This window comes from Streptomyces sp. NPDC005070, assembly GCF_053600395.1.
This window is the reverse complement of the sequence record NZ_JBSFZS010000050.1, coordinates 1-20613: the sequence shown is the minus strand read 5'-3', so window position 1 is coordinate 20613 and position 20613 is coordinate 1. Positions and strand designations below refer to the sequence as shown.

17 protein-coding genes are annotated in these 20613 nt (G+C 71.2%); 11 read left to right on the top strand and 6 right to left on the bottom strand.

Annotated elements, in window-relative coordinates:
* Positions 1-298 precede the first annotated feature (298 nt).
* The 7 genes from ACWEBX_RS18830 (at position 299) to ACWEBX_RS18800 (ending at position 10949) form a co-directional block, all read left to right on the top strand.
* A complete protein-coding gene (locus ACWEBX_RS18830) occupies positions 299-1840 on the top strand; it encodes a ubiquitin-like domain-containing protein (RefSeq protein WP_451885984.1) in 1542 nt (513 codons plus the stop codon).
* A 59-nt stretch (positions 1841-1899) separates the two neighbouring features.
* Positions 1900-2880, top strand: a complete 981-nt coding sequence (gene rsmA / locus ACWEBX_RS18825; protein WP_451885951.1) for a 16S rRNA (adenine(1518)-N(6)/adenine(1519)-N(6))-dimethyltransferase RsmA — start codon at positions 1900-1902, stop codon at positions 2878-2880.
* Positions 2877-3779, top strand: a complete 903-nt coding sequence (locus tag ACWEBX_RS18820) for a 4-(cytidine 5'-diphospho)-2-C-methyl-D-erythritol kinase (protein ID WP_451885950.1) — start codon at positions 2877-2879, stop codon at positions 3777-3779. Before rsmA ends, ACWEBX_RS18820 begins: the two co-directional genes overlap by 4 nt.
* A gap of 94 nt (positions 3780-3873) precedes the next feature.
* A complete protein-coding gene (locus ACWEBX_RS18815; RefSeq protein ID WP_451885949.1) occupies positions 3874-5679 on the top strand; it encodes an ABC-F family ATP-binding cassette domain-containing protein in 1806 nt (601 codons plus the stop codon).
* A 392-nt stretch (positions 5680-6071) separates the two neighbouring features.
* Complete coding sequence (locus ACWEBX_RS18810; protein ID WP_451885948.1) at positions 6072-7952, top strand: outer membrane protein assembly factor BamB family protein; 1881 nt, start codon at positions 6072-6074, stop codon at positions 7950-7952.
* A 79-nt stretch (positions 7953-8031) separates the two neighbouring features.
* Positions 8032-9942, top strand: a complete 1911-nt coding sequence (locus ACWEBX_RS18805) for an outer membrane protein assembly factor BamB family protein (RefSeq protein WP_451885947.1) — start codon at positions 8032-8034, stop codon at positions 9940-9942.
* A 299-nt stretch (positions 9943-10241) separates the two neighbouring features.
* Positions 10242-10949 carry a helix-turn-helix transcriptional regulator gene (locus tag ACWEBX_RS18800; RefSeq protein WP_451885946.1) on the top strand — a complete coding sequence of 236 codons (708 nt, stop codon included), beginning with the start codon at positions 10242-10244 and terminating at the stop codon, positions 10947-10949.
* A 36-nt stretch (positions 10950-10985) separates the two neighbouring features.
* Here ACWEBX_RS18800 and ACWEBX_RS18795 read toward each other — a convergent pair whose 3' ends face one another.
* The 3 genes from ACWEBX_RS18795 to ACWEBX_RS18785 are packed head-to-tail and all read right to left on the bottom strand — an operon-like array spanning position 10986 to position 12945.
* Positions 10986-11882, bottom strand: coding sequence for an NAD(P)-dependent oxidoreductase (locus ACWEBX_RS18795; RefSeq protein ID WP_451885945.1), 897 nt, complete (start codon positions 11880-11882; stop codon positions 10986-10988).
* A gap of 4 nt (positions 11883-11886) precedes the next feature.
* On the bottom strand, positions 11887-12084 hold the full coding sequence (locus ACWEBX_RS18790) for a DUF397 domain-containing protein (protein WP_451885944.1): 198 nt from the start codon (positions 12082-12084) through the stop codon (positions 11887-11889).
* 9 nt (positions 12085-12093) lie between these two features.
* Complete coding sequence (locus ACWEBX_RS18785; protein WP_451885943.1) at positions 12094-12945, bottom strand: helix-turn-helix domain-containing protein; 852 nt, start codon at positions 12943-12945, stop codon at positions 12094-12096.
* Positions 12946-13192: 247 nt separating this feature from the next.
* On the opposite strand from ACWEBX_RS18785, the gene ACWEBX_RS18780 reads away from it, so the two are divergent.
* A complete protein-coding gene (locus tag ACWEBX_RS18780; protein WP_451885942.1) occupies positions 13193-13594 on the top strand; it encodes an ATP-binding protein in 402 nt (133 codons plus the stop codon).
* Between the two features lie 4 nt (positions 13595-13598).
* Here ACWEBX_RS18780 and ACWEBX_RS18775 read toward each other — a convergent pair whose 3' ends face one another.
* From ACWEBX_RS18775 to ACWEBX_RS18765, 3 genes are all read right to left on the bottom strand, one after another.
* A complete protein-coding gene (locus ACWEBX_RS18775) occupies positions 13599-14894 on the bottom strand; it encodes a M48 family metallopeptidase (RefSeq protein WP_451885941.1) in 1296 nt (431 codons plus the stop codon).
* A 160-nt stretch (positions 14895-15054) separates the two neighbouring features.
* Complete coding sequence (locus ACWEBX_RS18770) at positions 15055-15372, bottom strand: hypothetical protein (RefSeq protein WP_451885940.1); 318 nt, start codon at positions 15370-15372, stop codon at positions 15055-15057.
* Between the two features lie 51 nt (positions 15373-15423).
* Positions 15424-17124, bottom strand: a complete 1701-nt coding sequence (locus ACWEBX_RS18765) for a sodium:solute symporter family protein (protein ID WP_451885939.1) — start codon at positions 17122-17124, stop codon at positions 15424-15426.
* Positions 17125-17303: 179 nt separating this feature from the next.
* On the opposite strand from ACWEBX_RS18765, the gene galT reads away from it, so the two are divergent.
* Genes galT through galK form a run of 3 tightly spaced genes read left to right on the top strand, consistent with a single transcriptional unit; the run spans position 17304 to position 20527 of the window.
* On the top strand, positions 17304-18392 hold the full coding sequence (gene galT, locus ACWEBX_RS18760) for a galactose-1-phosphate uridylyltransferase (RefSeq protein ID WP_451885938.1): 1089 nt from the start codon (positions 17304-17306) through the stop codon (positions 18390-18392).
* Entirely contained in the window at positions 18389-19354 is a 966-nt protein-coding gene (gene galE / locus ACWEBX_RS18755) for a UDP-glucose 4-epimerase GalE (protein WP_451885937.1), read from the top strand. The genes galT and galE overlap by 4 nt, the downstream gene beginning before the upstream one ends.
* Before the next feature lie 21 nt (positions 19355-19375).
* Positions 19376-20527 (top strand): galactokinase, encoded by a 1152-nt coding sequence (gene galK / locus ACWEBX_RS18750; RefSeq protein ID WP_451885936.1) that lies wholly within the window; start codon positions 19376-19378, stop codon positions 20525-20527.
* The last annotated feature ends 86 nt before the right edge of the window (positions 20528-20613 follow it).

Genomic DNA, 20613 nt, shown 5'->3' with positions numbered 1-20613 from the left:
GTCCGGAGTGTTCGGACCGCCCGGAGTGTCCGGCACGGCCGACGCGTCCGCCGCACCCGGGGCGGCCGGTGCGACGCGGGCCGACCAGGAGGGGTACCTCGGTCACGGGGAGTACCGGCGGTACGAGGCGGGGAGGGACGCCGGTCACCAGGCGTACGCGGGTCACGAGGCGTACGCCGGTCATGAGGCGTACTCCGGCCATCCGGACCAGGCCTATCCCGGTCATCCCGGTCATCCCGGGCATCCCGGGCATCCCGGCCATGAGGCCTACCCCGGCTATGAGGGCCACTCCGGCCACCTGGGCGACGAGGGCCACTCGGGCCATGAGGGTCACTCCGGCCCCCTCGGCCACGAGAGCCACTCCGGTCACCAGGACCCCTTCGCCGCGTACGACCGGTACTCCAGCCCCCCGGCGTACCGGGCCCACGAGCAGCCGTACGTCACCGTCCCCCCGGAGCCCTGGGGCCCCGCCTACGCGCCGCGTACCGCCGGGCCCGCGGTGCCGGCGGCGCCCCCCGCCGCCCTGTACGCCGTACAGGGCGTGCGCGGCGCACGGGGCGGACGCACCGTGCCGGTCGCGCCCGACGCGCCGACCGAGCCCCGCCTGCCGCGCCCGCTGCCGGACACCCTGGTCACCGGCACCCCCTGGGACGGCACCGACGGCGGGCGGGAAGGCGGGCGCGGTACGGGCGGCCGGGCCGAGGCGCGGCGCGCGGCCCGGCGCAAGCGGGGCCCCGGGCGCCCCGAGACCCAAGCCCTGCGCCGGCTGATCCCGCAGGCCCTGGTCGTGGCCTTCCTGGCCGGTGGCACCTCCGCGTTTGTCGCCAACGACAAGGCGATCGAGCTCAGCGTCGACGGCAGACCGCGCACCCTGCACACCTTCGCGGACGACGTGACGGAACTGCTCGCCGACGAGGGAGTCGAGGTGGGCGCGCACGACATGGTCGCGCCGGCCCCCGGCACCGCCCTCGCCGGCGGGGACGAGGTCGCCGTGCGCTACGGGCGTCCGGTGCACCTCACCATCGACGGGGAGCGGCGCAGGGTGTGGACGACGGCGCACACCGTGGACGGAGCGCTCGGTCAACTGGGGGTGCGTGCCGAGGGCGCCCATCTGTCGGCCTCGCGCTCCCGGCCCATCGGGCGGGAAGGGCTGGAGCTCGACGTACGGACCGAACGCGCGGTCACGATCATGGCCGACGGCCGGGCACGGACGATCCGCACCAACGCGGCGAGCGTCGCGGAGGCCGTACGGGAGGCCGGGATCACCCTGCACGGACAGGACATGACCTCCGTACCGGCCGGGAGCTTCCCGCGGGACGGGCAGACGGTCACCGTCCTGCGCGTCACCGGGGCCAGGGAGGTCCGCGAGGAACGGATTCCGTTCGAGGTGCGGCAGGCGGACGACGACTCGCTGTTCAAGGGCGTCGAGGTCGTCGACCACCCCGGCCGGTACGGGGCGCGGCGCCTCACGTACACCCTGCGTACCGTCAACGGCGTCAGACAGCGGCCCCGGCTCGATGACTCCGAGGTGGTGCGGGAGCCGCAGCCCCGGCTGGTCAGGGTCGGCACGAAGCCGCATCCCCCGTCCCGCGGCGGCGCCGACCACCTGAACTGGGCGAGCCTCGCCGCCTGCGAGTCCGGCGGCCGGCCCGGCGCCGTGGATCCGTCCGGCACCTACGGCGGCCTCTACCAGTTCGACACCCGCACCTGGCACACCCTCGGCGGCAGCGGGCGCCCCCAGGACGCCTCGGCCGCGGAGCAGACGCGCAGGGCCAAGAAGCTGTACATGCGCCGCGGGGCGACCCCCTGGCCGCACTGCGGACCGCGCCTGCACCGCTGACACCCGAGGCGCCGGGCCGCGGCTGCACGGCCCGGGTCCGGCCCCCGTACCCTTGGCTCGTGACCAGCCCCACCTCCGACGCCCTCCTGGGCCCCGCCGAGATCCGCGAACTCGCGGCCGTCCTCGGCGTACGGCCCACCAAGCAGCGCGGCCAGAACTTTGTGATCGACGCGAACACCGTGCGCCGCATCGTGCGGACCGCGGAGGTGCGGCCCGACGACGTGGTCGTGGAGGTGGGCCCCGGCCTCGGCTCGCTGACGCTCGGCCTGCTGGAGACGGCCGACCGGGTCGTCGCCGTCGAGATCGACGACGTCCTCGCGAGCGCGCTCCCGGCGACGGTCCAGGCCCGTATGCCGCAGCGCGCCGACCGTTTCGCGCTGGTGCACTCCGACGCCATGCAGGTTCAGGAACTGCCGGGTCCGCCGCCGACCGCACTCGTCGCGAACCTCCCGTACAACGTCGCCGTGCCCGTCCTGCTGCATATGCTCGACACCTTCCCGACCATCGAGCGCACCCTCGTGATGGTCCAGGCGGAGGTCGCCGACCGGCTCGCCGCGCCGCCCGGCTCGAAGGTGTACGGCGTGCCGTCGGTGAAGGCGAACTGGTACGCGGACGTGAAGCGGGCCGGCTCCATCGGGCGCAACGTCTTCTGGCCGGCGCCCAACGTCGACAGCGGTCTCGTGGCGCTCACCCGACGCACCGAGCCGATCAGCACGACGGCCACGAAGCGCGAGGTGTTCGCCGCGGTGGACGCCGCCTTCGCCCAGCGCCGCAAGACGCTGCGCGCCGCCCTCGCCGGGTGGGCCGGTTCCGCGCCCGCCGCCGAGGCCGCGCTCGTCGCCGCCGGTATCTCGCCGCAGGCCCGCGGGGAGTCGCTGACGGTCGAGGAGTTCGTCCGCATCGCGGAGAACCGCGCGGCGGCGGACCGCGGCGACACCGGCCCGGGCCGGGACGACGCCGGGAACGCCACCGAGAGCGGCGCCACCGAGCGCGGCGCCCCCGAGACCGCCCCCGAGAACGAGGAGTCGACCCAGCCGTGACGGAGACGGTGACGGTACGCGTCCCTGCCAAGGTCAACGTCCAGCTCGCGGTCGGCGGCGCACGCCCCGACGGCTTCCACGACCTGGCCAACGTCTTTCTCGCGGTCGGCCTGTACGACGAGGTGACGGTCACCCCGGCGGACGAGCTGCGCGTCACCTGCGCGGGCCCGGACGCCGGCCAGGTGCCCCTGGACCGCACCAACCTCGCCGCCCGCGCCGCCCTGGAACTCGCCCGCCGCCACGGCATCGACCCCGCCGTCCATCTCCACATCGCCAAGGACATCCCCGTCGCCGGCGGCATGGCCGGAGGCAGCGCGGACGGAGCGGGCGCGCTGCTCGCCTGCGACACCCTGTGGGGCACGAACAGCTCGCGCGAAGAACTCCTCGACATCTGCGCCGAGTTGGGCAGCGATGTGCCGTTCTCCCTGGTGGGCGGGGCGGCGCTCGGTACCGGCCGGGGCGAGAAGCTGCGCCTCCTGGACGTCGGCGGGACCTTCCACTGGGTGTTCGCGATGGCCGAGCGCGGGCTGTCGACCCCGGCGGTCTTCCGGGAGTTCGACCGGATGAACGAGGGCGTCCGCGTCCCGGAGCCGGTCGCCTCGCAGGACCTGCTGGACGCGCTGGCGAAGGGCGACGCCGGAGCCCTGGCGCGCACCGTCTCCAACGACCTCCAGCCCGCGGCGCTCTCCCTCTTCCCGGCCCTCGCCGACACCCTCGCGGCGGGCCGCGCGGCCGGCGCGCTCGCCGCGCTCGTCTCCGGGTCGGGCCCGACCACGGCGTTCCTCGCGCCGGACGCGGAGTCCGCGCGGGCCATCGGCCAGGCCCTCCACGCCTCGGGCACCTGCCGCGCGGTGCGCGTCACGCGGTCCCCGGCGCCCGGAGCGACCGTGCTCGGCTGAGGGGGCGCGGTCCGCGCGGCGGGGGACGCCCGCCGCGCGGACTACCCTTGAGGGTCGATCGTCCGGTCGATCGTCCCCGTTGTTCAGGAGAGAAATGGCCGTCAACCTGGTCAATGTCGAGTCCGTCAGCAAGGTGTACGGCACCCGTGCACTGCTCGACGGAGTCTCCCTCGGCGTCAGCGAGGGCGACCGCATCGGCGTGGTCGGCCGGAACGGCGACGGCAAGACCACCCTGATCCGCATGCTCGCCAAGCTGGAGGAGCCCGACACCGGCCGTGTCACGCACTCCGGCGGCCTGAACGTCGGCGTGCTCACCCAGCACGACTCGCTCGACCCCACGGCCACCGTCCGCCACGAGGTCATCCGCGACATGGCCGACCACGAGTGGGCGGGCAACGCCAAGATCAGGGACGTACTGACGGGTCTTTTCGGCGGTCTCGACCTGCCCGGGTTCCCGCAGGGGCTCGACACCGTGATCGGCCCGCTCTCCGGTGGCGAGCGGCGCCGTATCGCGCTGGCGAAGCTGCTCATCGAGGAGCAGGACCTGATCATCCTCGACGAGCCCACCAACCATCTGGACGTCGAGGGCATCGCCTGGCTCGCCCAGCACCTGCGCGAACGCCGTTCCGCGCTGGTCTGCGTGACCCACGACCGGTGGTTCCTCGACCAGGTCTGCACCCAGATGTGGGACGTGCAGAAGGGCGCGGTCTACGAGTACGAGGGCGGCTACACCGACTACGTGTTCGCCCGCGCCGAGCGCGAGCGCATCGCCGCGACCGAGGAGGTCAAGCGCCAGAACCTGGTCCGCAAGGAGCTGGCCTGGCTGCGTCGCGGCGCGCCCGCCCGTACCTCCAAGCCGCGCTTCCGCGTCGAGGCCGCCAACGAGCTGATCGCCGACGTGCCGCCGCCCCGCGACAAGAGCGAGCTGATGCGGTTCGCCAACTCCCGGCTCGGCAGGACCGTCTTCGAGCTGGAGGACGTCACCGTGCAGGCCGGGCCCAAGGTGCTGCTCAAGCACCTGACCTGGCAGCTCGGTCCCGGCGACCGCGTCGGCCTGGTGGGCGTCAACGGCGCGGGCAAGACCTCGCTGCTGCGGGCCCTGGCCGAGGCCGCCCGCACCGAGGGCGAGAAGCAGCCCGCCGCCGGCCGGATCGTCACCGGCAAGACCGTCAAGCTCGCCTATCTCTCCCAGGAGGTCGGCGAGCTCGACCCGAACTGGCGTGTGCTCCAGGCCGTCCAGGCCGTCCGCGACCGCGTCGACCTCGGCAAGGGCCGCGAGATGACCGCGGGGCAGCTCTGCGAGACGTTCGGCTTCAACAAGGAGAAGCAGTGGACGCCGGTCGGGGACCTCAGCGGTGGTGAGCGCCGCCGGCTGCAGATCCTGCGCCTGCTGATGGACGAGCCCAACGTCCTCTTCCTCGACGAGCCGACGAACGACCTCGACATCGAGACCCTCACCCAGCTCGAGGACCTCCTCGACGGCTGGCCCGGCTCCATGATCGTGATCTCCCACGACCGTTTCTTCATCGAGCGCACCACGGACGACGTGTTCGCGCTCCTCGGCGACGCCACCCTGAGGATGCTTCCGCGCGGTATCGACGAGTACCTGGAGCGGCGCAAGAAGATGGAGGAGGCGGCCGCGGCCACCGTGCTCGCCGCCGCTCCCGCCCCGGCGAAGGCCGCGTCGGCCGCCGACGCCCGCGCCGCGAAGAAGGAGCTCCAGAAGATCGAGCGGCAGCTCGACAAGATCTCCGAGAAGGAGACGAAGCTGCACGCCCAGATCGCCGACAACGCCACCGACTTCGGCAAGGTCGCCCAACTCGACGCCGAACTGCGCGAGTTGGCGGGCGAGCGGGAGGAACTGGAAATGCGCTGGCTGGAGCTGGCGGAAGACGCGTGAGGTGGAGGGGCAACCGCCCCTCGTACGACGTGCGGTGCCTCCCGGGCGCGGAGGCATCGCACGCCCGGCGCACGCGTCCGGCGTGTACGGCCCGCGCGAAGGGCGCGCAAGTGCCCCCGAGCGCCCCCGAGTTGCCTGAAGCGCCCCTTACGGTGGCCGTCCCGGGCCGGTGAACTCGCCTCACGCGCCCGGCGTGAAGGGCGCGTGAAGACGCGTAACGGCGGCATCACAGCCCGGTCCTCCCTTGGGAACAGGGCGCGCACCGACCCCCTGCCCGCGCCCCCCGGAGTGATAGAAAGAGCGGTCTGAGAACAGTCTGAGATCCACCGGACGAGGCGCGAATCGGGCGCCGCCGGTGGAGGGGTCACATCAGTGAAGAGGGGGACGCGCTGATGAGTCAGCCGCCGAGTCAGCCACCGCAGGGCGGTTTCGGAGCACCGCAGGACCAGCCGACGGGTGGTGCCGGCGCCTCGCCGGACCCGCGATCGCAGGGGGGATTCGGCGCGCCGCAGAGCACGCCCCCGAACACGCCTCCCGCGCCGCAGGGCACGCCCCCTCCTCCCGCGCAGCCGCCCCAGGCGCCCGCGCCCCAGAACACCCCGCCCGCCGGACCCCCGCAGCCCGGCTACGGATACCCGCAACAGCCCGGGCCCTACACCCAGTCGGGCCCGTACGGACAGCCGCAGCAGCCCGGCCCGTACGGACAGCAGCAGGGCCCCTACGGACAGCCCGGGCCGCACGGATACGGGCAGCAGCAGGGGTACGGCTATCCGCCGCAGGCGCCCTACCCGGGCGGACCCGGCACTCCGCAGCCCGGCGGTCCCGGCGGCGGCTCGAAGAACCCGTTCAAGGGGAAGCCCGCGCTCGTCATCGCCGCGGCGGTGGCCGGTCTGCTCGTCGTCGGCGGCACCGTCTGGGCCGTCACCAGCGGTGGTGACGACAAGAAGCCCGTCGCCAAGGAGAGCCCGAGCCACAGCCCGTCCGCGTCCGCGCCCGCCTCGGACGATCCGGCCAACCCCGGTGACGGCAGTGGTGACGGCGGCGAGGAGAACGACGACCTGAACGCCGGCCGCAAGGCGGGCGAGGCGAAGGTCCTCTGGTACAAGTCGGCGCCGGACGCGCCCGGTTCGGGCGCGGACGCTCCCGGGATGTGGATCACCGGCAAGGCAGCGGTGAAGGCGGCGTACAAGCAGCTCTTCGCGTTCGACGTGAGCGACGGCAAGCCCGCCTGGCCCGCGCTGACCTTCCCGCAGAAGATCTGCGCGGTCACCCCGCAGAAGACGGCCGACGACAAGGTCGTCATCGCCTACATGAGCGGCTCCGCCAGCAGCGCGAAGTGCAACCAGCTCCAGCAGATCGACCTGAACACCGGGGCCAAGGGCTGGACCGCGCAGGTCGCGGAAGGCGACCTGTTCGACAGCACGATCTCGCTCGAACTGTCCATCACCGGGGAGACGCTGACGGTCGGCCGTTCGATGTCGGGAACGGCGTACGACGTCGCCGGCGGCAAGAAGCTGTGGGACAAGAAGAAGTACGGCTCCGGCTGCTACCCGGCGGGATTCGCGGGCGGCTCCAAGCTGCTGTCCGTCTCGTCCTGCGGGGCCGGCAGCAGCACCGAGCACGACGAGGTGCAGGAGCTGGACCCGGCCACCGGCAAGGCCCGTTGGACGAAGAAGATCCCCAAGGGCTGGCGGGTCGGGCGTGCCTACTCCGTGGACCCGGTCGTGCTCTACCTGACGAACGACGCGAAGAAGAAGGTGAACATCACCGTCCTGAAGGACAACGGCGACCTGCGCTCCGAGCTCAGCAGTGACGACGGCTTCGCTCCCGAGTGCGGCTTCGCGATCCTCGACCGCGACCTGGCGGGCTGCTTCGGTGCCGTCGCCGACGCCGACACGCTCTATCTGCCGACCGAGGCGAAGACCGGCCCCAACGAGGTCGTCGCGTTCAACCTCGCGACCGGCAAGGAGAAGTGGCGCGTCAAGTCCCCGACGGACGCGACGATGATGCCGATGAGGACGGACGGCGGCGCGCTCATCGCCTACGTCGAGGCGTCGTACGACGGGGGCGGCCGCGTCGTGTCGATCCCGACGGGCGGCACCGGCCACACGCCCACGAAGCTGCTCCAGAATCCGCAGGGCACCGCGGCCATCGAGGCCGGCTTCTACTCCAAGGCCGTCGACTTCGTGGACGGACGGTTCTACATCTCCACGACCCGGCTGACGGGCAACGACGAGGCGAAGGAGAAGCTGATGCTGGCCTACGGCAAGTGACCGACGCCTCCGCCCCGTTCCGTCGCGTCCCGCACGCGCACAGGCCCGCCGTCCCTTCGCATTCCGAGGTATTCACGTCATGAGTCAGCCGCCCCCGCCGCCGAACGAGCCCCCGAAGGGCTTCGGCGCACCGCAGGAACCGTCCCCGGGCTCTCAGCAGAGTCCGGGCGGGGCAGACCCCGAGCCCGGCGGTTTCGGCGCGCCGCAGGACCCGCCCGCGCAGGGCTTCGGCGCCCCGCAGGAGCAGCCCGCCGGCGGTTTCGGTCCGCCGACCCCTCCGCCCGCCGCCGCGGGCCCCGGCTACGGCTACCCCCAGACGCCCCCGCCGGCGTCCCCGCAGCAGCCGTACGGTTATCCGCAGACGCCGCCCCCGGGCCAGCCGGGCTACGGCTACCCGGGCCAGCCGCAGGCTCCGTACGGTGCTCCGGGCCAGCCGCAGCCCCCGTACGGCGCCGCCGGACAGCCGAGCCCGTACGGCTACCCGCAGCCGCAGACCATGCCGATGCAGCCCCAGGCCCCGCAGGGGAGCGGCGGCCGGAAGATCAACAGCCAGGTGCTCATCATCGTGGCGGCCGTGGTGGCCGTCGCTCTGATCGTCGGCACCGGAATCGTGTACTCGCAGCGCTCCGACGGGGGCAACAAGCACGACGTCGGGAAATCGGGCGGCGTCACCGGCGGGAACGGCGACGACAAGGGCGGTGACAAGAAGGGCACCGACGGCGGGGAGAAGGCGCCGGCGAACACCAACTCCGACCTGCTCTTCCAGATCCCCGCTCCGGCCGTGCCGAAGGACATCACCAGCGTGACCACGTCCGGCTCCTGGCTCACCGACAAGGTGTACGCCAAGACCGGCAACGCCGAGATCAACGGCTACGACCCGAAGACCGGCGCCAAGACCTGGACGATCAAGCTCCCCGGCCCGGTGTGCCAGGCCAGCCTGCACAGCACGGACGCCAACCGCTCGGCGATCATCTACGAGCCGGCCATGCCCACCAAGGCGCAGCCCTCGCACGGATGCAGCCAGCTCGCCGCGATCGATCTCGACGCGGGCGCCAAGCTCTGGACCCGGACGATCAAGTCCGGTGACCAGGAGATCAACCTCGACAACGTGACGATCAGCGGGAACACGGTCGCCGCGGGCAGCACGGGTGGCGGCGGAGCGTTCGACATCTCCACCGGCAAGGCGCTGTGGGCGCCCAAGACGGGCGACAGCTGCTACGACTCCGGTTACGGCGGCGGCGCGAAGCTGGTCGCGGTCCGCAAGTGCGGCGAGTACGGCAGCACGCGCCAGCTCCACATCCAGAGCATCGACCCGAAGTCCGGGAAGGTGATCTCCGAGTACAAGATGTCGCCCGGCATCGAGTATGCCAGCGTCGTCTCCACCGACCCGCTGGTCGTGGCGGCCGACGTCGGCGACTCGGCCGGTGACGGCAGCGGCATCTCGGACTTCTTCTCCATCGACAACAAGACCGGCAAGCTGCGGGCGAAGATCTCGGCCCCCGGCAAGACGTACGCGGCCAAGTGCGACGGCATCACCAAGATCGAGTTCTGCAAGTCGCTCGCCGTCGGCAACGACAAGCTGTACATCCCGACCGAGGAGCACGACGGCTCCGGTGACTACAGCCGGACCAACGAGATCGTCGCCTTCGACCTGGCCACCGGGAAGCAGACCGGCCAGCGCGCGGACGCGGGTGACGGCTACAGCATCACCCCGCTGCGCATGGACGGCACCAGCCTCCTCGCGTACAAGCGGCCGCCGTACGACAAGGGCGGGCAGATCGTCAGCATCGACGGAACCTCCTTCAAGGAGACGACGCTGATGGAGAACCCGGCCACCCAGTCGACGCGTGACGCGGAGTCGAGCATGCTCCCCGACTACGCCGAGATCCTCTACGCCGACGGCAGGCTGTACATGTCCCAGGTCTACGCGGACAAGCCGACCTCCGCGACGGACAAGGCGTACCTGGCGATCGCCTTCGGAACGAAGTAACCGTCACCTTTCGAGTGAACCAAAGTGATCATCTTCGAAAGAATGCGGTGATCGTTTCCCCGGATTGATTTGTTCGGGCCGAAACACCGTGTGCGGCCCCGTCCCTGTTCAGGGCCGGGGCCGTACGCGTACCCCGCATCACTTCCTATTGGGTGGGATTTCGATATTCCGGGGCACTTCTCTCCAGTAGGGGAAGCGCAACGTCGAACAAGCGTGTAGCTTCCGGGGGATGGAGAGCCGGGGGGCTCCTTTCCACGGGGAACCAGTGGGGATGCTCGGGGGGACTGGGGGGTTGCCTGATGGGAGTCCGGCTCATGGTGGTCGACGACCACCGACTGCTCGCCGAGGCGTTGGCCTCGGCTCTGAAGCTGCGCGGGCACCGGGTGCTCGCCGCGGCGGCGCCCGCCGCGGGGGCGGCGGAGCTGGTGATCACACGGGCACCCGAGGTGTGCCTGATCGGCACGGCGACACCCGCCGAGCCGGGGATCTTCGACCCGGTGGTGCGGATCAAGCGGGAGCGTCCGCAGGTGGCCGTCCTGGTGCTCGGACCGGTGCCGAACCCGCGTGGGATCGCCGCCGCGTTCGCCGCCGGCGCCTCCGGCTACGTACGCCATGACGAGCGCATCGAGGGTGTCGAGCGCGCGATCATGAAGGCGAGGGCGGGCGAGGCGGCCGTGGCCCCGCAACTGCTCCAGGGCGCCTTCAGCGAACTGCTCAATCCCGCCGCCCAGCCCGACGACGAGGGCCAGCGGCTGCTCCAGATGCTCACACCCCGCGAGGTGGAGGTCCTGGTGCGCGTCGCCGACGGCGAGGACACCCGGCTCATCGCGGCCGGAATGGGCATCGCCCCGTCCACGGCCCGCACCCACGTCCAGCGGGTCCTGATGAAACTGGGTGTGGGCTCCCGCCTGGAAGCGGCGGCACTCGCGGCCCGCACCGGCCTGTTGGACCGCGCGGGCCCGATCCCGGCCCAGAGTCCCCACGGCCCCATGGACACCACCCGCTGAGACATACGGGCTCGACGCGTCCACGAGTCGACGGTGCTACGAGGAGGGGGGCTTCCCCTCCTCGAAGCTCGCGAAGTACGCGGCGGCCATGTCCTCGTCCCCGTGACCGAGGGCGCCGGCGCGGCCGAAGCGTTCGGCGGCGGCCTCGGCCACGTCGAGGCGCACGCCGTGCCGCTGCCCCGCCCGCACGATCAGGCGGGCGTCCTTCTCGGCCGTGGTGACGGCGAAGCTGGCCGGGGACAGCCGGTCCTCCAGGACAAGGCTGGCCTTGGCGCGCAGATAGCCCATGTCGAGCGGCCCGTCCGCGATGAGGCCGAAGAAGTCCTCCGGGTCCACCCCGAGGCCCTTGGCCAGGGCGAGCACCTCCCCGGTCGCGGCGGTGGCGGCGAGGACCCAGCTGTTGGCGACGAGCTTGAGCCGGGTGGCGCTGCCCGCCGCGCCGTCCTCGCCGGTCCACACCGTACGGGCGCCGACGGCGTCGAAGACGGGCGTCACGGTGTCGCGGGCCGCGCTCGGGCCGGCGGCGAGCACGGTGAGCTGCCCGGCCTCGGCGGGTGCGCGTGTCCCGAGGACGGGTGCGTCGAAGAAGGGGAGCTCGTGCGTGCCGGCGAACTCGGCGAGCTCGCCGAGGGCTTCGGTCCCGGCGGTCGTGGACTGCACCCAGACGGCCCCCGCGCGCAGCCCGGGTGCGGCCTGGCGCATGACGTCGAGGGCGGCCGGGCCGTCGTGGACCATGGTCAGGACGACGTCGGCGCCCCGCACGGCCTCCTCCGGGGTGTCCGCGACGTGCGCGCCGTCGGCGGCCAGCGGCTCGGCCTTGTCCCGGGTACGGTTCCAGACCCGCACATCGTGCCCGGCCCGCACGAGATTCCGGGCCATGGCGGCCCCCATGATGCCGGTGCCGAGAACACTGACAGTGAGTTTGTCGGTCATGGGGTCATCCTTCCCCGTCGATCCCGTTCCGTATGTGGTTCAGGAGGTGGACAAGGGCGCCCGGGGCGGTCGAGAGACGGGTGTCCGGGGTGTCGCTCTCACGGAGGTGGACGAGGCTGGGGGTGGCGGCGAGTTCGAGGCAGTCGTTGCCCTCACCGCCGCCGGAGAAGGAGGACTTCTGCCAGTTGGCGGGGTTGGTCATGACGTTGCCTCACAGTTCCTTCGCCAGCTTGCGGATGAAGTCGCGCGAGCGCCCGGGGCTCAGTGACGATTCCTCAACCCTACGGAAGAGTGCTCGGAAGTGGGCCAGTTGGGCCTCGGAGTCGATGAACCCGGTGCCGTGTGGCGCGTCGCGTACGACGGTGTCCAAACGGTGCACGGGACCTCCGAGATGGCCCATCGCGCTGCCGGCGCCGGCGAAGCCGTCCACATCGAAGGGGATGATTCGAACGGTGACGTGCTCCGATTCCGAGTGCTCCAGGATGCCTTCCAACTGGGCTCGCGCGACCGCACGGTCGCCCACACGGATCCGTAGCGCGGCCTCATGGATTACGGCCTCGTAGCTGATCGGGTCGGGCCGGTCGATGACCACGCGACGCTTCATCCGGTGGCTCACCCGGGCGTCCACCTCGCTCCGAGGGAGTTCGGGCGCCATGTACGAGAAGAGGGCGCGCGCGTAGTCCTCCGTCTGCAGAAGTCCCGGAACGTGAATGACGGCCACGTCGTGGCGGAACGCCGCGTGGTGGTCGAGCTCGGACAAGTCGAGAAACGAGGTGGGCAGCACGCCTCGGTACTCCTCCCACCAGCCTCTCGTACGGTCCGCTGCCATCCCGACGAGGGCGTCGATCAACTCCCCGTCCGCACAAGCGCAGTGAGCCACCAGCCTGCGCAGACGTTCCTCGTTGATACCCGAGCTGCCTGCTTCGATCTGGCTCATGTGGGTCGAGCTGGAGCCGAGCAGCCCTGCCACTTCCCGCGCGGACTTGCCCGCGGCTTCCCGCAGTCGGCGCAGTTCGGTGCCCAGGCGTACCTGCCGTGCCGTCGGCTGATTCCGCATCGTCATCCAGTGCCGCCTCCTCAAGGACCCTGAAAACGGGCGGGGTTGCCCTCCCCGTTCGGGTGCCAGATTACGCGTGAGGGTTGCAGGGGTAGGAATTCCTACCCTACCGTCAGTGATGCGACGCACACGCTGCGGAACCTCGGGGTACCCGGAAGCGCACCACTCCGTCCTGCCACGGCGGCTGTGACACGGCCACCGCCCGCGCCCCCAGCGAACTCTCGACTCCCCACACTCGAACCGGAGTTCAGCCATGTCTGCACATGAACCCTGGACCTACTCCCTGCACATCCCCCACGACACCCGAGCCGTCACCGTCTGCCGTCGTACCGTTCGCCTGGTCCTGACCCTGCACGGCCTGATCCGTCTCGCGGACCTCGCCGAGCTGCTGGCGGCGGAGCTGGTCTCCAACGCCGTACGGCATACGAAGGGCCCCGCGGCCCTGCGGCTGGCCTGGCGGGGCGGGGTGCTGCGGATCGGAGCCTGGGACGCGAGCCCGCTGCCCCCGCCGTACGATCTGCCGGTCACCTCCGACGCCGAAGCGGGCCGGGGTCTGGTCCTGGTCCGCGCCTGCGCCGACGACTGGGGCTGGCATCCGCTGCGCCAGGGCGGCGACACCGGCAAGTACGTCTGGTGCGAGCTGGCCGCCGCCTAGCTCGTCAGCAGCCGTCCCGGAGGATCTGCCGGGCCATCGCCGTGCGCGCGTCGGCCAGTTCCTCGGCGATCCGGCGCTCCCGCTCGTCGTCGGACACGACCGCCGGGGGCACGGCATCTCCGATGAGCAGGCACGCGTGGCGCAGATGGGTCGGGGGGTGGGCCGCGTCGACGCTGTGGCCCCGTAGTACGCCGACCCTGCGCAGACGTTCGCGCTCGTGGTCCGGAACCGACGCCAGGTCCGCGGCGAGGCGTTCCCACAGTTCCTCCGCCCAGGCGGTGGTCTGCTGCCTGCCGCGCGGGCCGCTCAGGGCGGCGCGGTTGACCTCGCGTCGGAGTGTCACGGCGGCTGAATCCGAGATCAGCAGCCCATCCATGAGTTCCAGCGCTGCCTGGGTGGACCCGGCTCGGGCGGCGACGCGGTCGGCGAGGTATTCGGCCCGCTGAGTGGCGCGCAGGGTCAGTTGGTCGAGGAGCGTCAGGACGCCGCGGACGAGCAGACGGGGCAGGACGTAGAGCAGATTGAGGAGGAGCTTGAGCGCGCCGGAGTCGTCCAGCGGCTCGCGGTCGACCGGTTGGAAGTAGTAGTGCCAGATGGTCAGCGAACGGAAGGCGGCTGCGACGACCGTGCCGTGACGGGTGTCCCCGTTGACGTAGTGGCCCATTTCGTGGCCCAGCAGCGCGATCCGCTGCTGCGGTGTGAGGCCTTCCCACAGAGGCAGTCCCAGGGTGAGGAGCCGGCGCCCCCGCACGCCGTAACTCTCCACGCCCGCGTTGGCCTCGGCGTCGACGGCGATCGCGTCGACCCCGCGGGTGCCGGCCACGCGGGCGACCTCGTCGACGAGGGCGAAGAGTTCGGGCGCGTCGGCACGGCGCAGGACGGGGGTGTTCTTCGGCAGCCGTTCGAACCGGGGCCGCAGCGACCATCCCAGGGCGAGCAGGATCGCTCCGGGGACCATTCCCCAGCCGCCCCATCCCCGGACGAGGAGCCAGACGCCTCCCGCGGTCACGGCCAGGGTCAGGGCGTGGACGACGAGTGCGACCGCGACGGCGAGGACGGCCGAGGGATCGCGTCGGGCCCTCAGGTTCCCGCCGGAGTTCAGCTCCGCCAGCAGTCGCTCACCGTGCCGCTGCGCCAGGGCACGTCGGGCCCTGGCGAGCCGTCCCTGCTTCTCCTCCGGCCGTCCCGGGTCGATGTTCCAGTCACAGGCCGCGCACCACGTGACGAACCGGGCGTCGCACCGGATCTCGGCCCCGCACTCCGGACATGGCTGAACTGTTTCCGCTGCGGCGGTGCGCATCGCTGACTCTCCCCTGCCCCACGGCCCCTCCCCAGAGGCCGTCCGTACCTGTCCCGGCGAAGGAGATCACAGAGGTGTGGCGACGTAAAGGGCCAGGTCCGGGCGCCTTTCCGGCGCCGGGGCCGGAGTTCGCCGGGAACTTCGGCCCCGGGTGCGGGAGTCAGGCCTTCGGCGGAGCGTGCTCCTCGGCCGGGGTCTCCGGGGTCGGGGCCGGGAGCGGGCGCAGCCACAGCCAGGCCAGGAAGAACAGGCCGAGGGCCAGCATGCCGAGGCCTGTCCAGAGGTTGATGTTGATGTCGCCGGCCTTGGCGAGGTCGGCGTCGGAGGCCGTGATGCCGGCGATGGTGACGATGACTCCGTAGATCACGAACAGGCCGCCGATGATGCGGCGGATGTCGAACAGGCGGGCGGCGGTCGCGGACTGCTTCTCAAGGTCCGAGACCTCGCGCTGCGCGTCGCTTTCCGAATAGTCGGACATGGTTTCCTTCTTCTCCCTCGTCGGAGTGGGCCGGGACTCGTCGGAACGAGGTCAGAACGAGAACGGGATGTAGCAGACGGCGGCCAGGATCACGGCGCCCCAGCCCAGCAGCGCCGGCCTGCGGTACCAGGCGTCGTCACCGGCGGCGGGCGGCTCGGCCATGCCGGGGGACACCGTGCCGTAGACCAGGCCCTCCAACTCCCGCGCGGGCTTGGGGGCGGTGAAGAGCGAGACCCCGACCATCACCACGCCACCGGCCACGAAGGCGACGATCGCGGAGACGAAGTTGGCGCCCTGGTCGGAGGGGAAGCCGATGATGCCCTGCTTGTAGAAGACGAAGTAGTTCACCATCGCGGCCGTCGTGCCGGCCAGCAGGCCCCAGAAGCCCGACTTCACCGACGCCCGCTTCCAGAACATGCCGACGATGAAGACCGCGAACATCGGCACGTTGAAGAAGGAGAAGAGCGTCTGGAGGTAGCTCATGATGTTGGAGAAGGACGAGGCCAGGAAGGCCGTGCCGATCGACGCCAGGACGCCGATCACCGTGATCAGCCGGCCGAAGCGCACGTAGTAGGAGTCCTCGCGGCCCTTGATCACGTACTTCGCCCAGATGTCGGTCGTGAAGACCGTGTTGAAGGACGAGACGTTGGCCGCCATGCCCGCCATGAACGCGGCCAGCAGACCGGTCACCGCGATGCCGAGGACACCGTTCGGCAGCAACTCCTGCATCAGATAGGGGATCGCGTCGTTGTACTGGAGATCCGAGCCGGGGGTGCCGATCTTCGGGACCAGGACGGCCGCCACCAGGCCCGGGATCATCACCAGGAACACGATGAAGATCTTCGGGTAGGCCGCGATCAGCGGGGTGCGCCGGGCCGCCGAGAGATTCTTGGCCGACAGCGCGCGCTGCACCTCGGCGAAGTTCGTCGTCCAGTAGCCGAAGGACAGCACGAAGCCGAGGCCGAGCACGATGGTCAGCCAGTTGGCGCCGAGCGGGTTGGCGCTGCCGATGCCCGTACCGCCCCAGGCCGTCGTGAAGTCGGCGCCGTGGGTCTTGTCGAGGGAGTCGGTCAGACCGTCCCAGCCGCCCACCCGGTGCAGGCCGAGCACGGCGATCGGGATCAGGGCCGCCAGGATCACGAAGAACTGGAGCACCTCGTTGTAGATCGCGGAGGACAGACCGCCGAGGGTGATGTACGCCAGGACGAAGAACCCGGCGACCACGATCGCCACCCACTGCGGCCAGCCGAGCAGCGCCTCGACCACGATCGCGAGCGAGTAGAGGTTGACGCCGGCGATGAGGACGGCGGCGAAGGCGAACAGGACAGAACTCAGCAGGTGCGCCCACCTGTCGAAGCGCAGGAGCAGGAACTCGGGGACCGAGCGGACCTTGGAGCCGTAGTAGAACGGCATCATCACCAGGCCCAGGAAGACCATCGCCGGGATGGCGCCGATCCAGTACCAGTGCACGGTGTAGACGCCGTACTGCGCGCTGTTGGCGGCCATGCCGAGGATCTCGGTGGCGCCCAGGTTGGCCGAGATGAACGCCAGGCCGGTGATCCAGGCCGGCAGTGAGCGCCCGGACAGGAAGAAGTCGAGGCTCGTCCGCACCGAGCGGCGGGCCGCGAAGCCGATGCCCAGGACGACCACGAAGTAGATGCCGAGGATTGTGTAGTCGAGTGCGTTCGTGGGGAGACGCAGCTCGGCGGCGAGCAGGGTGCCCGGTTGGGGCGGATGTGTGGGGGACTGCATCAGAACTCGCTTCGTCGCGTGAACCAGTCGGAGCGGGACGCATGCCTCCACATTCAGGAAATACGCCCTTCCGATGGTGTCCTTTGTTTGATTGTGACGTTGACTGTGGTGGTGGCTTGTGGTTTGTTGTGTTGGGTTATGTTTGAAGGTTTGATCGGGTGTTGATGGGGAGTCCGACTGTGAAGAAGACCTCGACCCGGCTCGCCGACGGTCGTGAGCTCATCTACTACGACGCGGGCGACGACCAGGTGCGCGACGCGGTGGACCGGCGTCCGCTCGATCCGACCGTCACCACCTCTCAGGTGCGCCGCGACCCGCTGCTCGGCGACTCGGTCGCGATCGCCTCGCACCGCCAGGGGCGCATCTACCACCCCCCGGCCGACGAGTGCCCGCTGTGCCCGTCCTCGGGCGACCGGCTGAGCGAGATCCCCGACTCCTCGTACGACGTCGTCGTGTTCGAGAACCGCTTCCCCTCGCTGGCCGGCGACTCCGGCCGCTGCGAGGTCGTCTGCTTCACCTCCGACCACGACGCGTCCTTCGCGGACCTGACGGAGGCACAGGCGGCCCTCGTCCTGGAGGCCTGGACGGACCGCACCGCCGAACTCTCCCATCTGCCCTCCGTCCAGCAGGTCTTCTGCTTCGAGAACCGCGGCGCCGAGATCGGCGTGACGCTCGGTCACCCGCACGGGCAGATCTACGGCTACCCCTTCACCACGCCGCGTACCGCCCTCATGCTGCGCTCGCTCGCCGCGCACAAGGAGGCGACCGGCGGGGCGAATCTGTTCGACGAGATCCTCGCGGGGGAGATCGCCGACGGCTCGCGCGTCGTCCTGTCGAGCGACCACTGGGTCGCCTTCGTCCCGTACGCCGCCCACTGGCCCTACGAGGTCCACCTCTACCCGCGCCGCCGTGTGCCCGACCTGCTCGGCCTCGACGAGGACGCGCGCACAGAATTCCCCCAGGTCTATCTGGAACTCTTGAGACGCTTCGACCGGATCTTCGACGCGGGGGACGGTGGAGAGGAAGGGGCCGGAGAGCCGCCGACGCCGTACATCGCGGCGTGGCACCAGGCTCCCTTCGGCCCGCTGGAGGAGTTCGAAGGCGTCAACCGGGACGACTTCGCGCTCCACCTCGAGCTTTTCACCATTCGCCGCACTTCCGGCAAGCTGAAGTTCCTCGCGGGTTCCGAGTCCGGCATGAACGTGTTCATCAACGACGTGCCGCCGGAATCCGCGGCTCAGCGACTGCGAGAGGTAGCGAGTTCATGAGTGGGAAGTACCTGGTCACGGGTGGAGCCGGCTATGTGGGCAGCGTGGTCGCGCGCCACCTGATCGAGGCGGGCCACGAGGTCACCGTCCTCGACAACCTCTCGACGGGCTTCCGCGAGGGCGTGCCCGCCGGTGCCGCCTTCGTCGAGGGCGACATCCGCGACGCCGCCAAGTGGCTGGACCCCTCGTACGACGCCGTCCTGCACTTCGCCGCGTTCTCGCAGGTCGGCGAGTCCGTGGTCAAGCCCGAGAAGTACTGGGACAACAACGTCGGCGGCACCATGGCCCTGCTCGCCGCGATGCGCGACGCGGGAGTGCGCACGCTGGTCTTCTCCTCCACCGCCGCGACCTACGGCGAACCCGAGACCACCCCGATCGTGGAGTCCGCGCCGACCCGGCCCACCAACCCCTACGGCGCCTCCAAGCTCGCCGTCGACCACATGATCACCGGCGAGGCCGCGGCGCACGGACTCGGCGCCGTCTCGCTGCGCTACTTCAACGTGGCCGGCGCCTACGGCGAGAGCGGCGAGCGGCACGACCCCGAGTCGCACCTCATCCCGCTGGTCCTCCAGGTCGCGCAGGGCCGCCGCGAAGCGATCTCCGTCTTCGGCGACGACTACCCGACGCCGGACGGCACCTGCGTCCGCGACTACATCCATGTCGCGGACCTCGCCGAGGCGCACCTGCTGGCCCTTTCGGCAGCGACCCCCGGCGAGCACCTGATCTGCAACCTCGGCAACGGCAACGGCTTCTCCGTCCGCGAGGTCATCGAGACGGTGCGCCGGGTGACCGGACACCCGATCCCCGAGGTCGTGGCACCGCGCCGCGGCGGGGACCCGGCGGTCCTGGTCGCCTCGGCCGAGACCGCCCGGGAGCGGCTCGGCTGGAACCCGTCCCGCGCGGATCTCGCGGGGATCGTCGCGGACGCGTGGGAGTTCGCACAGAACACAGCGAAGGGATAGCGGGTGGAGCGGGTGGAGCAGGTGGGGGTACGTGGGGTACGTGAGGGCTTCGAGGAGCTGTACGGCGCCGCGCCCGAGGGAGTCTGGGCGGCGCCCGGCCGGGTCAACCTGATCGGCGAGTACACGGACTTCAACGAGGGGTTCGTGATGCCGTTCGCGCTGCCGCACACGGCGGTCGCGGCGGTGTCCCGCCGGTCCGACGGAGTGCTGCGGCTGCACTCCGCGGACATCGAAGGACCCGTCGTCGAGCTGCGCGTCGACGAACTGACGCCCCGGTCGGACACCGGCTGGGCCGCCTATCCGGCGGGTGTGGTGTGGGCGCTGCGCGAGGCAGGACACGCCGTCGTCGGCGCGGACATCCACCTGGCCTCCACGGTCCCCACCGGCGCCGGGCTGTCCTCCTCGGCGGCCCTGGAGGTCGTCACCGCCCTCGCCCTCGACGAGCTGTACGGACTCGGGCTCACCCGGCCCGAGCTGGCACGGCTCGCCCAGCGCGCGGAGAACGACTTCGTCGGCGTGCCCTGCGGGGTCATGGACCAGACGGCGTCGGCGTGCTGCACCGAGGGCCACGCCCTGCACCTCGACTGCCGTGACCTCTCCATCCGCCAGATCCCCTTCGACCTCGCCTCCCAGGGCCTCGAACTCCTCGTCGTCGACACCCGGGTGAAGCACGCGCTCGGCGACGGGGCGTACGCCGAGCGGCGTGCGGGCTGCGAGGAGGGGGCGCGGCAGCTCGGGGTGTCCCATCTGCGCGATGTCCCCTACGAGGAGCTCGACGCGGCGCTCGCCCGTCTCTCCGACGAACGCGTCCGTCGCTATGTCCGCCATGTCGTCTCCGACGACCACCGGGTGGACCGGGTCGTCTCCCTGCTGGACGCGGGGGAGGTCCGGGCGATCGGGCCGGTCCTGACGGACGGTCACGCCTCGCTGCGTGACGATCTGCGGATCTCGTGCGCCGAGCTGGATCTCGCGGTTTCGGCGGCGAACTCCGCGGGGGCCCTCGGGGCGCGGATGACGGGGGGTGGGTTCGGGGGGTCCGCTGTCGTGCTGCTCGAAGCCGCCGACGTCGACACGGTCACCAAGGCGGTCACGGAAGCGTTCGCCGCGGCGGGCTTCACCGCTCCCCGGGTGTTCCCGGCGGTTCCCTCGGCGGGGGCCCGGCGTATCGGCTGAGCACGGACTTCTTTCGCCCCCTCCGCCCCTACCCGTCCCGTACCCGGGGGCGCTGCCCCCGGACCCCCGCTCCTCAAACGCCGGAG